Source organism: Marivirga sp., assembly GCF_024636815.1.
GTDB lineage: Bacteria > Bacteroidota > Bacteroidia > Cytophagales > Cyclobacteriaceae > Marivirga.
Genome location: NZ_JAGXGF010000141.1, coordinates 1 through 13632 on the forward strand (window position 1 = coordinate 1; position 13632 = coordinate 13632).

General features: G+C 36.2%; 14 protein-coding genes. 5 read left to right on the forward strand and 9 right to left on the reverse strand.

The genetic code is table 11. The annotated features are described in order from the left end of the window. Window positions 1–549: 549 nt before the first annotated feature. Genes Q0L29_RS17570 through Q0L29_RS10630 form a run of 4 tightly spaced genes read right to left on the reverse strand, consistent with a single transcriptional unit; the run spans window position 550 to window position 2370 of the window. Window positions 550–972, reverse strand: a complete 423-nt coding sequence (locus Q0L29_RS17570) for a transposase (RefSeq protein ID WP_367275775.1) — start codon at window positions 970–972, stop codon at window positions 550–552. Continuing rightward, window positions 872–1501: a transposase zinc-binding domain-containing protein gene (locus Q0L29_RS10625; RefSeq protein WP_296621525.1), complete on the reverse strand. Its 630-nt coding sequence runs from the start codon at window positions 1499–1501 to the stop codon at window positions 872–874. Before Q0L29_RS10625 ends, Q0L29_RS17570 begins: the two co-directional genes overlap by 101 nt. Then, window positions 1491–1610 (reverse strand): hypothetical protein, encoded by a 120-nt coding sequence (locus tag Q0L29_RS17575; RefSeq protein WP_367275777.1) that lies wholly within the window; start codon window positions 1608–1610, stop codon window positions 1491–1493. The genes Q0L29_RS10625 and Q0L29_RS17575 overlap by 11 nt, the downstream gene beginning before the upstream one ends. A gap of 28 nt (window positions 1611–1638) precedes the next feature. Beyond that, entirely contained in the window at window positions 1639–2370 is a 732-nt protein-coding gene (locus tag Q0L29_RS10630) for a tyrosine-type recombinase/integrase (protein ID WP_367275778.1), read from the reverse strand. A 276-nt stretch (window positions 2371–2646) separates the two neighbouring features. Between Q0L29_RS10630 and Q0L29_RS10635 the strand changes: the two genes are divergently transcribed. The 3 genes from Q0L29_RS10635 to Q0L29_RS10645 all read left to right on the forward strand — a co-directional run bounded on the left by Q0L29_RS10635 (window position 2647) and on the right by Q0L29_RS10645 (window position 3994). After that, window positions 2647–2898, forward strand: a complete 252-nt coding sequence (locus tag Q0L29_RS10635) for a type II toxin-antitoxin system ParD family antitoxin (protein WP_296621526.1) — start codon at window positions 2647–2649, stop codon at window positions 2896–2898. Further along, a complete protein-coding gene (locus Q0L29_RS10640) occupies window positions 2891–3190 on the forward strand; it encodes a type II toxin-antitoxin system RelE/ParE family toxin (protein ID WP_296621528.1) in 300 nt (99 codons plus the stop codon). Before Q0L29_RS10635 ends, Q0L29_RS10640 begins: the two co-directional genes overlap by 8 nt. Window positions 3191–3472: 282 nt before the next feature. Then, on the forward strand, window positions 3473–3994 hold the full coding sequence (locus Q0L29_RS10645; RefSeq protein ID WP_296621529.1) for a hypothetical protein: 522 nt from the start codon (window positions 3473–3475) through the stop codon (window positions 3992–3994). Window positions 3995–4053: 59 nt separating this feature from the next. Here Q0L29_RS10645 and Q0L29_RS10650 read toward each other — a convergent pair whose 3' ends face one another. The 4 genes from Q0L29_RS10650 to Q0L29_RS10665 form a co-directional block, all read right to left on the reverse strand. Next, window positions 4054–4983 (reverse strand): hypothetical protein, encoded by a 930-nt coding sequence (locus tag Q0L29_RS10650; RefSeq protein WP_296621530.1) that lies wholly within the window; start codon window positions 4981–4983, stop codon window positions 4054–4056. A gap of 429 nt (window positions 4984–5412) precedes the next feature. Continuing rightward, the gene (gene secDF, locus Q0L29_RS10655; protein ID WP_296621531.1) at window positions 5413–8409 is read right to left on the reverse strand and encodes a protein translocase subunit SecDF; all 2997 of its coding nucleotides are present in this window, start codon (window positions 8407–8409) and stop codon (window positions 5413–5415) included. A 138-nt stretch (window positions 8410–8547) separates the two neighbouring features. Continuing rightward, window positions 8548–8898 (reverse strand): hypothetical protein, encoded by a 351-nt coding sequence (locus Q0L29_RS10660; protein ID WP_296621532.1) that lies wholly within the window; start codon window positions 8896–8898, stop codon window positions 8548–8550. Between the two features lie 128 nt (window positions 8899–9026). Then, complete coding sequence (locus tag Q0L29_RS10665) at window positions 9027–10250, reverse strand: HAMP domain-containing sensor histidine kinase (RefSeq protein ID WP_296621538.1); 1224 nt, start codon at window positions 10248–10250, stop codon at window positions 9027–9029. Between the two features lie 254 nt (window positions 10251–10504). Here Q0L29_RS10665 and Q0L29_RS10670 point away from each other — a divergent pair, with 254 nt between their 5' ends. Continuing rightward, window positions 10505–11083: a hypothetical protein gene (locus Q0L29_RS10670; protein WP_296621533.1), complete on the forward strand. Its 579-nt coding sequence runs from the start codon at window positions 10505–10507 to the stop codon at window positions 11081–11083. A gap of 118 nt (window positions 11084–11201) precedes the next feature. Here Q0L29_RS10670 and Q0L29_RS10675 read toward each other — a convergent pair whose 3' ends face one another. Next, the gene (locus Q0L29_RS10675) at window positions 11202–11804 is read right to left on the reverse strand and encodes a DUF3244 domain-containing protein (protein ID WP_296621534.1); all 603 of its coding nucleotides are present in this window, start codon (window positions 11802–11804) and stop codon (window positions 11202–11204) included. A gap of 166 nt (window positions 11805–11970) precedes the next feature. Here Q0L29_RS10675 and Q0L29_RS10680 point away from each other — a divergent pair, with 166 nt between their 5' ends. After that, window positions 11971–12843 (forward strand): AraC family transcriptional regulator, encoded by an 873-nt coding sequence (locus tag Q0L29_RS10680; RefSeq protein ID WP_296621536.1) that lies wholly within the window; start codon window positions 11971–11973, stop codon window positions 12841–12843. The last annotated feature ends 789 nt before the right edge of the window (window positions 12844–13632 follow it).

Below are 13632 nucleotides of genomic sequence, written 5' to 3' on the forward strand. Positions count from 1 at the left end.
AACACTAAGCCGAATAGCTGAAATACCTTCAAAAAAAGCCTGAACGGGAGATGCCGTTCAGGCTTTTTGGTGAATTTGGTTCCGGCCACTACCAGGTATTTCAGTTATTCGGTGTTGACCGAATACCGGGCCCTTAGGTGGTAAAGTATTTTTGCCGATGCCCTTTTTCAGCTTGTTAGGTTTTTCGATGCCCTGTTTTACTGCCGTAATCATTTTTTTTTCATTGTTTTGGATATAATTCCCCCTTTCCCCACAATAAAAAGTATCATCGGGCGGGGCTTTTTTTAAGATGTCCTGAAGCTGATCCTTGTTTTTTCAACTTCAGTAACTACACCGGGACCTTCTGGGGTTTCCGGTAAGTTGTTTTCCCAAAGCGCTTGGTAAACAACAGTTCATACCGCCCTGTTGCGCATTGCGTGCATTTGGTAATGTCTGTGCCGTACTTCTCTAACAGGCGAACGGCAACAGGCACTTCTACCGGTGCTTTAGCCTGCTCCAGGCCCATCGTTTCCCTGATATGGTTGAGGCGCGTGACCTTTCCCCTGTTGGTCAGGAACCCATAATGCCGGATGCGCACAAAGCGTTTGGGAAGAATCCCGACTTTCGGGACAAGTTATGCCGCTCAAACCTTTGCAGGAACTCTTGTTCCTTAAGTACCATGCTTTTTATTTTATTGCCGTCCGCATAGTCTTTGTAGCTGAAGCGGACAGTTCCATTTTCAACAGCCTCTATCCGGTAGCTGGTAATAGCTGTCTTGTGTGTGTACCTGCCCAAATACTTCAGTACTTGATCAGGCCCACCAAAAGGTGCTTTGGCATACACTTTCCATTGCTTATAGCCCGATTCCCGGATGGCCGTATCTATTTGGTCATCACTGGCTGCAATATCCTGCTTTCTTTTCCCTGGCCAGGCGCAGGAATATTGCTTTGTACGTACTCCGCAATGCTTCCGTGGGAAATAAAAACTTGCCATTGGCCCTTTTGGCCGCTACCCATTGGCCATTGCCGACCCCACCGCCACTTACCACACAATGCAGGTGCACATGGTAATCGAGCTTTTGGCCCCAAGTGTGCAGCACAGCGGTAATTCCCGGTGTCGCCCCCATATAGTCTTTGTTTTTGCCTAGGTTGAGCAAGGTTTCAGAGGTCGCATCAAACAAGATGGTGTAAAGCGCTTTGGGCGACTGCATCATTACCCTGTTCCAACTATGGGGAACGGTAAAAACGATGTGGTAGTAGGGCGTGGGAAACAAATCGGCCAAGCGCTCTTCTACCCACTTGTCTTTTTTGAGGGTGCCACAAAAGGGGCAGTGCCTGTTGCCACAGCTGTGGTATTGGGTGTGGGTGTGCATGCACCCTTCGTTGCTGCATTGGTAGCAATGATACCCCAAATCTCTGGTGTGGCAATGATTGATCCGCGAGAGCACCTGTTTGGTATAGTCGTTTTTAGGTGTATAATTACTACAGGCAAACAGCTTTTGGAAGGCTGTTTTACTGCCCATCAGCACCAAGTTTGAGTTGGTCGAAAGGTGAAACCAACCTGGCCCGTTTGCATTTTTGTAAGTGCAGATAAACCATGGTGGTCTCAATGGAGCTGTGGCCAAGCAGCACTTTTATAGTATGCAGATCGGTGCCTGCATCAAGAAGATGTGTGGCACGCGTGTCGCTGAAGCTTTAGCGTAAGCACAAAAGAATGGCGCAGGCTGTGGGCACTGTACCTGCCTTTTTCGAAGCCTGCCTTTACCATTGCCTGTCGGACGGCCACCTGCATGGCCCCGTTGCTCATCGGTTTTCCGGGCATCCTGCCTTCAAAAAGGTACACTTTCGGACGATAGGCTTTGTGGTAGTTATAGAGTTCTGGGAGAAGTGTTTTGGGCAGGATGGTCATCCGGTCTTTGTTCCCCTTTCCTTTTTCCACCTTCACTGCGGCATTTTTGGAGTCGATGCATGACATCTTCAGGTGGCACATTTCTTCCAGTCGTAACCCTGTGCCATAAAACATGGCCAATATGCAGCGGTGCTTCGGGTTGTCGGTACTTTTGAGCAGGCATTTTACCTGATCTTCACCAAGGATATTGGGCAGCTTAAATTCCCTGCGGGGGTAAAAAGAGCTGGGCACCACATAAGGCACCCGAAGGATGTTTTTGTAGAAAAAGCTACAGGCCTGGGCCACCATGCGGCACTTGTCATAGCCCGAGCCAAACTGTTTCTTGATAAAATTGAGGTACTCGACAATATCCTCCTGAGCGATCTGTTCGGGGTCTTTTTGGTTGTAATACGAGAATATATACCGCATCTCGGAGGTATAGTTGCGTACCGTTCGGGGGGAATAGTTCTTGGCTGATAAAAATGCGGCCGCTTTCAGCAGCAGTACCTCAGCTTTCGGATTTAACGGAACTTTACCTAGTTCCTCACTTTTTTAAAATCTTTCATAATTGGAATATTTAGTTATTTGTTCCGCTAATTTAGTAATTTACCATCGGTTGTGCCCTCCACCGAAGGTGTTCGGTTCAACATCAGCTATCAAATCATTAATGAAAGGTCATCAAATTACTAAGATTCCCAATCATAACGCTTGATAGCCTGACGTTAGGTGTAATTTGGAGATATTACCAATTTTTGGTATTTTCGAATAAATATTTGAATTATGAGTAAAAATACATCTATATCACTAGGAAATTATTTTGACCAATTTGTAAGTAGCCAAGTTTCTGCTGGAAGATATAAAAACGTAAGTGAAGTAGTTAGAGCTGGATTAAGACTTTTGGAAAATGAAGAAAGTAAAGTAATTGCATTAAGAAATGCTATTCAGGAAGGATTAAAGAGTCCAATAGTTGAGGATTTTGACTTTGACGAAAACTTAAAAAAATTGAAAGCAGAAAAAAGAAGGAATGGCTAAAGTTGTTTTAAGACAGGAAGCCATTGACGATTTAAATAGCATTTGGGAATACACTTTCGAAAAATGGTCAGAAAATCAAGCTGATAAATATTACACTACATTAAAGTTTGCTTGCAAAGAAATTAGAGAATACCCAGACCTGGGGAAAGAATATACAGGCATAAGCCGAAATCTATTCGGACTAAAATCTGGAAAGCACATCATATTCTATCAAATAATTTCTGATGATGAAATTGAAGTAATTAGAATATTACACGAAAGAATGGATTTGAAAAATAGATTGACTGAATAGAAAATTACACTCAATATTATGTATGAAAGAAATAAAAGAGAATCAGTACGTTAAGCGTTCTCAAAGTCTTTCATTGTATAATTCAATAAAAGGAAATGAGTTAGTCATCAAACCAGATGCGGGACACTGCATTTGGGATCAAAATGAGATTTGTTCCTTTCAATGTTTCTGGAATTTTTAAATAAGGAATAAAGTGCACAATATTGTATATTCGATAATGCTCACTAGACAATTTCGTTCCAAATTTACTCACTATTATAAATATTTTTAAAACTCTTAAATATGCTAAAACAAATATTGCTTAATACGCTAATAGTTCTTATTTTATTCACAAGTTGTAAAACATCACAAAAAACACCACAAGAAGTAGTGGAAAAATTAGGCCCTGATCCTTACTTCATAGTTGATGGTGAGCCAATTGATAAAAGTAAGCTAGGCAATTACGATCCATCTACTATTGCAACTCTGACCACTTTCTATGGTAAAGAAGCCAAAAATAAATATGGCGAAATAGCAAATGATGGAGCTGTAGTTGTTCGTACAAAGAAATTTGCAATTAATATATTTGAGGACTTTTTCAGCCAATACTCACCTGAATATGAAGAAATGATTACAACAACGGAGAGAGAAAAAATTCAATATATACTAAATGGTGAAATTCTTAAAGAAGACTATGAAGGTAAACTTTCATTGCTTGAGGATAAAACTTTAAAAGGCTTAAAAGTAATTGATTCGATGGAATTAAAAAATCAATTTAATATTGACGACAAGGAGGTAGGGGTAGTATTGAAAGTAAAAGAATAGATTTAAATTAAATAGTATAGAACAAGAAGCTAACTATAGTTTCTTGTTCTATACATCAGCTATCTCACAGTGCTGTGATTATAGTCGGAGTCCGCTTCATCCTCCGCGTATTCGTTTCTATTGCAATCGCCTCGTAAATTTTGAACGCCTATAAATCCTCCTATAGCAGCAGTTATCAAACCCAGTATAAGCGCAATGGCTAAATATATAGAAGCCTCAGCTACCGCCTCAGCAAAGTTTTCAGCTTTTACCTTGGCCTTTTCTTCGGCTTCTTTCAAAAATTCCTCAAAATCTTGGCGTGTTGTTTCGAATTTTGCAAAAGTATTATCAACTGTGCGCTTAGCTTCGCTTTCGGTCATGCCGCTTCGCTCCGCCAATATATTGGCCAATGCCTGTTTATCAAGTGCTTCAAAGGACTGTTCAAATCTGTTTTTACTCTTGCTAAAAATCTTTTCAATATTAACTTTATCGGTTTGTTTTTTATTCTCTGTAACCTCTTCTTTGGCATTTGCAGCAGACTTTTCAGCTTTTGACTCCAGAGTTTCTGGTTCAAGTGCTTCTTTTTCGGTATCTTCCAGAAGGGAATAAAATTCTTCTTTTGCATCGTCAAGAGAAACTTCCAGACCACTGAACTGCTCTTTAATAACTGGGCCCAATTGATTCTGTACAACTTCACCTGTACTGGAAAGCACTCCCCCTACAGCTTTACCTACACCTGAAATAATGCTTCCAATAGCGGAAGTCACCAACCAGGCTGAAATAAGGGCATACAAAGCCCATGTCATAATCCCCTGAATAATCCCGCTTACATTTTTAAGAGAAACGCCAACGCGTGCTGCAACGAAACCACCAATAAAGAGTACAATCAAATTGCTGATGACCCACCATATGATAGCGCCTATTCCTAATCCATTCATAGGATTGCTTTCTTCAGTTGGTTCAATGCTGAATAATCCCAATGATAATCCTATCAAATTTAATATTAGCATCAATGATATAGTTGCTACTGTTCCTGCGAAAATGGCCTTCTAGGAAATACCTTTTGGCAGCCTTTTGTTTACATAATTTAATCTGGTGGTATTTTTCATAATTCTTGGTTTTTGATAAATTATAAGGTTGATACTCTAATTATATTTTTAGATTATCTTGAAATCAGTTTTGAACTGAATTCCTAATTCCTTTCAAATATCATTTACCTGAGCTATGAGTGTGTTATACTTTTGTATAAAAATCTTGTAAAATTCATACTTTAATCCGGAATTATATTGTGAAACTTATATTGGTTTAGGAAACTAGGCTATTGTTATTATTGAGTTGACTGAGCTTTCATTCTATCCCTTTTTACTACTATATCTAATATAAAAAAAGCCGAATCAGAATTATCTGATTCGGCTTTTCAATTTTAAATTATTGTTATTTTAAGCTTCTACTGCTTTCTTTTTTCTCTTAGCTAAGTCTAATACAACTGGGGTTGCAATAAAGATAGAAGAGTAAGTACCTACTAAGATACCAACCAATAAAGCAAAAGAGAATCCTCTTAATACCTCACCACCGAAGATAAATAGAATCAAAATTACAAGTAAAGTAGTAAGTGAAGTCATTAAGGTTCTACTTATGGTATTATTGATAGCCATATTGAAGGTTTCCTCATTAGTAGCTTTCGATTTAATACCCAAAGTCTCCCTGATCCTATCAAACACAACCACAGTATCGTTAATTGAATAACCAATTACGGTTAAGATAGCGGCAATAAATACTTGATCTATTTCAAATGAGAACCCGAGCAATTTTGCAATTGCAAAAGCTGACAATACAAATAATGTATCATGGAATAAAGCCACAACAGCACCTAAACCAAACTGCCATCTTCTAAATCGTATTAAGATGTAGATAAAAATGGCAATCAAGGCAAATATTACAGATTCCTGTGATGAGTTTCTGATATCATCAGCAATGGTAGCTCCTACTTTAGAAGAACCACTAATGGTGAAATCATTATCTCCCATCGCAGATTCGGTTTCAACATAATTCATTCCGGTTGCTTCAGCTATACCGTCAACGATTTTAGTTTTAACTGTATTATCCGCTTCCGTAGATTCTTCATTTACTAAATAAGAAGTGGTTACTTTTAGAATATTGTTAGCTCCATAAGTTTTCACTTCAGTTCCAGCATCTTCTAATTTTCCGTCTAAAGCTACTTTTAGGCTGGTAGTTTCTACTTGCTCTGCAAACCTTACTATATAAGAACGACCACCTGTAAAGTCAACACCTAATGTTAATCCTTTAGTAACCATCAAAACAATACCGATTGTAATAACAATTCCTGAACCTATATAAGCCATTTTTCTTTTGCTCATGAAATTAAAAGAAATATTGTTCAATAAGTTTTTAGAGAATGGAGTGGAGAATGAGATCTTACTTTGATCACCTCTCTTGCTCATCCAGCTTACAATAACTCTTGTGATAAATACAGCTGAGAAGAATGAACATGCAATACCAATCATTAAAGTAATAGCAAAACCTTTAACCGGTCCTTGACCTAACCAATATAAGATAGCACCTGTTAAGAAAGTGGTTACGTTCGCATCCACAATTGAGCTGTAAGCTTTAGCATAACCTGATGAAATGGCTTTCAATAGTGGAGAGCCAGCCCGCATTTCCTCTCGAATACGTTCAAAAATTAGTACGTTAGCATCAATGGACATACCAATAGTCAATACTATACCGGCAATACCCGGTAAGGTCAGTGCGGCATTCAACTGTGCTAAGATTCCTAAAATAAAGAAGATATTAAATACCAATGCAATATTAGCAATCAAACCACCTTTAGCATAATAGGCTACCATGAAAATTAATACCATAGCCAAACCTGCTACAATAGAAATGATACCTTGTGCTCTTGCCTCTTTACCTAAAGTTGGACCAATGATTGCCTCTTCAACAATTCTGGTTGGAGCAGGCAAAGAACCAGCTTTCAAGATATTAGCTAAATCTTTAGCCTCTTCCATGGTAAAATTACCGCTAATGACTGATTTACCATTAGGAATTTCTTGGTTTACAATCGGTGCAGAATACACATAGTTATCTAAAACAATCGCAATTCTGTTGTTGATATTTTCTCTGGTGATTTTCGCCCATTTTCTAGCTCCTGTTGCATCCATACTCATGTCAACAGCTGGTTGCCCAACATCATCAAATGTTTGTCTTGCATCATTTACAACCTCACCTGTTAATAAAGCCTGATTTCCTCTTTGAGTTCTAACTACGTATAACTCTAATAATTCAGTACCATCATCCAATTTTCTTGGCTTCACATCCCATAGAAGTCTTGTGTTTCTTGGGAATAAAGCTTGGATATCCTCTCTATAAATAATATCATTGATTTTAGCGGTATCAGTGATTTCATAAACCAAACCATATTGGCTTCTGATTAAGCTGAAAAGTGGCGATACATTTTCTGCATTTTCCAATGAATCAAGATTGGCGTCAGCAGTATCAGCTTCTTGTCCTTCTTCTGTTGTTGTTTCAGCATCATCATCCTGCAATAGGTCAGCCAAATTCCCGCTCTCTTCTTGAGAAGTTTCAGTTGTATCATCTGAACCTAATGCATTTTTCTGATTTGCTTTTTGCTCTGCAACTAAGATTTCATTTGCTGCAGCAAGTGCCTCAGAAACCTCATTGATTTCTACAACCTGCAAGAACTCCAACTTTGCAACACCTTGCAATAATTTTTTAACTCTTACAGGATTGTCAACACCCGGTAATTCGATTTGAATTCTACCTGTATTCTCTAGCTTTTGAATATTAGGCTGAGAGGTACCAAAACGGTCAATTCTTGTTCTTAAGATATTGAAAGAACGATCAATTGCGTCATCCACTTCAGAACGGATGATTCTTAATACTTCGCTATCCTCTGTTTCATAGCTAATTCTATCTCTGTTAGCAGAAGTAGCAAAGAATTCACTTAATTTTTTGTCAGGGTTTTCTTCTTTAAAAGCCTGGTAGAATAGATCTACAAAAGAACCTTGACTGGTTTTTTGTCTTTCTCTTGCTGTTTCCAAAGCATTAATTAATGCTTCATCTCCATTATTTCCACTCAATCCTTTTATGATATCTACTGGAGAAACCTCTAAAGTAACGTGCATACCACCTTGTAAATCCAGTCCTAGGTTTAATTCCATATCCTGAACTTCTTTATAGGTAAATTCAACTCCTAAAAGGTTGTAAACAGGAACGTTATAAACGGAGTCTAAGTAACTCTGTCTTTTTGAATAATCAATATTTCCTGCTTGATCTGTAGCATAAGCAGTGGCATCATCTTTTATGCCGTTCGAAACAAATGTAAATGACAAATAATAGATACATAACAATGTAACTAGAGCGGTCATGAACACGATAAATCCTCTGTTTTTCATGTTTATTATAGTATTTGAAATGATTTCATAAAACCGCAGAACTTCACGATTCCATGTTTTTAATTAGTAAATGATTTTTAAATTGATTGTATATATGATCTGCTTAGATCAAGATTTTTAATTGATTACTTTAAGCTGTTAGGGAGCATTAGGCGCTATAATGAGCCTAAAAAGTGTATAAAAGTAATTGTGATAAGCTTTTTCTACGCATTCAAGTGTTGTAAAATCCTCTTTGTTGGGATTAGGGATTTCTAATAACAAATCAAATGAATGGAATAAATTGAATTGCATAACCGGCAAAAGCACATCGTAAGCCAACATGCGGTATTCTGCTTGTGGCTTTTCTTTTTCACTTTGCTCGGTTTTTTCAACCTTATCAGAATTTACGTTTGGATAAGGTTGCTGGAAAAACATTAACACAGCCATTGTCAGTCCAAATATTAGACTGCCCGATTGTTTAATCGATGGTATGTTATTTTTTCTTTTCATTCTTAGGGATGCAAATGTAATTAAAAATCAGGAATATCAATATAATTATTTCAAATGAAGGCTTGTTTTAGATTAAGCGTCAGAGGGCTTAGTGTTTTATACTGAGAGGCTAGCGATTCGAAATGGAATTATCTTTTTAAAATTATTCTAAAAGTGGTGCCTTTATTTAAAACCGATTCTTTTACCGTTATTTTCCCATTGTGATAGTTTTCGATTATTCTCTTAGCTAAGGTCAGGCCAAGTCCCCACCCTCTTTTTTTAGTGGAAAATCCTGGCTGGAAGATTTCTTTTATTTTACTTGATGGGATACCTTTTCCTGTGTCTTTTACATCTATGAGTACATCTCCATATTTCCCTTCTTTTAAGGTAATCATAATTTCTCCTTCACCGCTCATGGCATCTATTGCATTCTTGCATAGATTTTCTATTACCCAGTCGAAGAGAGGCTTATTGATATTAGCAGTAACCAAATCATCTTTAGAGATGAAATTAATAGCTACCTTTTTTGAGGTTCTTTTTTGTAAATAATTAACAGTCGATTGAATAATCTTGGAAATATTCTCATCCTTTAAAACAGGAATGGAACCTATGCTTGAGAACCTGGAAGTGATAAGCTCAAGCTTGCTTATATCTTTTTCGAGTTCTTTTGTGACTTCTTTATCTTTAATATCATCATCAATTTTCATGATTTCAAGCCATGCCATTAATGATGATAAAGGCGTCCCCAATTGATGGGCTGTTTCTTTTGCCAAACCTACCCAAACTTGATTTTGTTCTGCCTTTCTGGAGTAAGAGAAGGATACGTAACCAAAAAACACGAAGGCGGCAATGATGGAAAGTTGGATATAGGGATAATATCTAAGTCGATAAATCAAATCGGAGTTTCTATAATAAATATATTGATAGCTACTTGGATCACTAGGATCTGTTCCAGAAATGGCGATAGGCTTATATTCCTGCTCCATTATTTTCAGCTCCTTTTTTAAGATTTTTTGCATAGCAGCTTCATTGTTTTTACTACTATCCACATTAATATTTCTGAATATACTTGGATTGCCGTTTGCATCTACCACAATAACAGGAATTGAATTATTGGGTGTTACAATCTCTTGAAAGATAAACATCAAGTTTTCACTATTGTCTGGATCGCTTGAATATTCTAAAGTTTTGGCATACAGCTCAATGTATCGCTCTTCTCTTTCTTTTAATTCTTCTACTATACTGTTGGTATATAAAACCGAAGCAAAGCCGATAATTAGTGAAAAAGCCAATGCTACCCATTTTAAAGCTGCTTTGCTTTGGTAAATGGAGGAGGCATTACCCATGAAAGGATTTTCAGACTGGTTTACCATCAAAAATTTTGAAGCAACTTATGAAGTTTAGAGGATAACGTAAAACTTAAGCTTTATTACTTTAAGCTAAAACTAAATATCTAACGTTTAAAACTATAAGAAAATGTTTTAAGTAACCCTTTATTAACTTTTTCGATAGATAGTGTATGGAAAATATTGTGCAAATTGAATTATTTGGTATTCGTATTGATGAACCAATAGTCACACTCACCGATTTATTAGTCAGTTTTTTATGTTTCTTATATTTCTATAAAATGACGGTATCCCCCAGGAAAGGGAAAGTCTTCACATATTTTAAGTATTATTTTCTGATTATGGGGTTGGCTACCACATTTGGTGGTCTAATCGGACATGCATTTTATTATGAATTTACAAAAACCTGGAAATTAGTAGGGTGGATTATCAGTATGTTTGCCATTATGCTAATTGAGAGAGGTGCTATCGAACATACTCGAATTGTATTAAATAAAAAGTATGTCAAGATTTTAGGTATAGTTAATATAATTGAATTCTTAATATTTTTAGGATTAGTCCTATTTACCCTGGATTTCTTTTATGTTCAGCTTCATTCAGGCTATGGATTGATGTTCGTGGTTTTCACCATTGAAGTTTTATTGTTTCTTAAAACTAAAAATAAGGCAACTCAATATATTATGGCGGGAATTGGTTTTGCCGCACTTTCAGCCTTAGTATTTGCAACTGAATTTAGCATACACGAGTGGTTTAATTATTTATCCTTAAGTCATGTGTTGATGGCCGTTGCAACAGTATTTATTTATGAAGGGGTTAAAAGAATAAAAATAAAAGAGACTAAGCCAAAAGAAATGGCATAATCCCGATGATTTTCCAAAGAGTTATTTATGAAAACCTTATATCCTAAAAAGGCATAAAAAAAGCCCGCCATCCTCCGATGGCGAGCCCTACTATGGAAACGACTAATTGAATACAAATTTAGAGAGCGACACTATGTTTAAAGTTCCTACCGCCATTTTGAACTATGAATTGATAATTCCCTCTTTCTAAAGAAGAAATATCATATCGTTTTTCAATATCCGAGCTGTTGCCTAAATTTTCTTTATAAATCACATTCCCTTTTTCGTTAGTGATAATAATAGAAGTCGGATTAGCATTTAAGTTTAAGAAATTAAAATCTACAGTACCATTTTCTTTTAAATTAATAAATGGCTTGTGTATAGTAGTAAATTGATCGTGAGCAACCGCTATAGAATCCCAAGTGATAGTAATGGGTAATACTTCAATATTTAAAGCATTTTCAAGTTCTATTTTGTAGCGACCTGATTCTAAATGTCTCAAATCAAAATTTTTCAATATGCCATTCACATTCTCTACAGTTTCACTGTAAACAACCTGACCGAATTGATTTTTTAATCTTATATTAGTTAAATCAGACTGAGCTGATCCTACCCTTAAGGTAATCATCTTGTTTTCTTTGCTTGTTAATTTCACAAATGGGAATCCATCTGCAAAGCTCATTAAGGGTAGTGCTATCAATGCGATTGCAAATACCGTTTTTTGAATTTTTAAATTGTTCATAAGCTTTTTCTTTTAAGTACATTACAAATGTAGGGCACTTTTTTGCAAGCAACTATGTTAAGATTTTCCAATGTTAATAGTATATTAACCTTACTATGTTATCTTAGTGTTATTAAGAGTTAAAATTCAATAACAATAATTAGATTCAAGCGTTTAATCAATCATTATGCAGTTTTATAAGCCAACACTCGAACAAATTGAACCAACCTTTGGTAGTTCTGTATTAATCAAGAAATTTGAGCAATCGAAGCCTAATAAAGAGCCTTTCTGGCATTTTCATCCTGAAATTGAATTGGTATTCGTCAGAGGAGGCAATGGAAAAAGACATATTGGAAGCCATATATCTTATTATCAAGATGGTGATTTGATGTTGATTGGTTCCAATTTACCTCATTATGGCTTTACTGATAGTCTTACAGGTAATGAATCGGAAACGATTATTCAAATGAAAGAGGATTTCCCTGGTCCTGTATTTTTAAATCTCCCGGAAATACAACCTATAAAGCAATTGATTGAAAATGCAAAGTTGGGAATTGTCTTTACTGGGGAGACTAAAAAAAGAATAGGTAATAGAATAGAAGAATTGGTGGATAAGCCTCCATTTGATCGATTGTTAGGTCTAATTCAGATATTAAAAGAGCTATCAGAGATCAAAGACTATTATTTGTTAAACTCCGAGGCAGTTTCTATCGAAGCTAAAGCAGTAGATCAGCAAAGGGTTAATTTAATCTATGATTACGTAAGGAATAATTTTAAAAGAAATATCTCTCTGCATGAAATAGCAGCAGAGGCTGCCATGACTGTTCCTGCTTTCTGTAGGTATTTCAAAAGAATTTCAAATAAAACTTTTACCCACTTTGTAAATGAACATAGAGTGGTACATGCTTCGAAATTACTTTCAGAAGGAAATTTAAATATCACGGATATTTGCTACGCATGCGGATTTAATAATATCTCTCATTTTAATAGACAGTTTAAAGAAATTACAGATAAAAGTCCCTCAGATTACAGAAAAGCGATTAGGAGAGTGGTTAGATAGTTTTACAGTTTGGCCAGTTAGCAGATGATGGAGCTTAAAAAATTCTAATTCTATTAGTAGGTTGAATTTTGTCAACAAGATTTTTTACTTAATTTTATTACAGTTCAATTTTGATTTTAAAATGATCGAAAAAATAAAGTCTCTACCAGTCAATAAAAAATTAGCCTTATTTGTAATAGTAGTATCTTTTATGCTTTTAACCATAAATTTAATTCGGTTAGATTATAATGACATCAATATGCCTAAGTTAGCTTTACCATTATCCAATGTTTTGCTAATATTAGCAATGATGCCACTTCTATTTGCTAAGAAAGTACAAAAATAGATAGGGTACTCTTGATTAATACCAACAAGCCTTCAAGCTAAATAAAATTTTGATCTGTGAGTGTGGGCAGGAGGACAAAAATGCGGGCCAGAGGAGGAAGTGGGCTGAAGCATATTTTTGTCTTGATTTTTTCCCAGCCAAAGGCTGGTCAGCCTCTGGCTGATTTCTTTTTTATCAAGTATTCACAGTCTTTTGAATTGAACTATAAAGGAGATAACAAGTATATGCAAAAGTAGAAAATAGTAGTGATTTTATTATTTTCTGCTGATGAAAATCTGGTACTGTCCCCTTGAGGACTATAGGGGTGTTAATGATGGGGCTTATTAACCTGAGTTTCTATGTTGAAAAACCAGACAAAAGGTAATTTATTTTCTTTTTTTGCCTTTTTTAGGCGTAGTTGTCCTATGATAAAATTTTAAGTTTGTCAAGGGTGGCTTAGGTTTGTGCGCTGTTTTGTGCGGCCA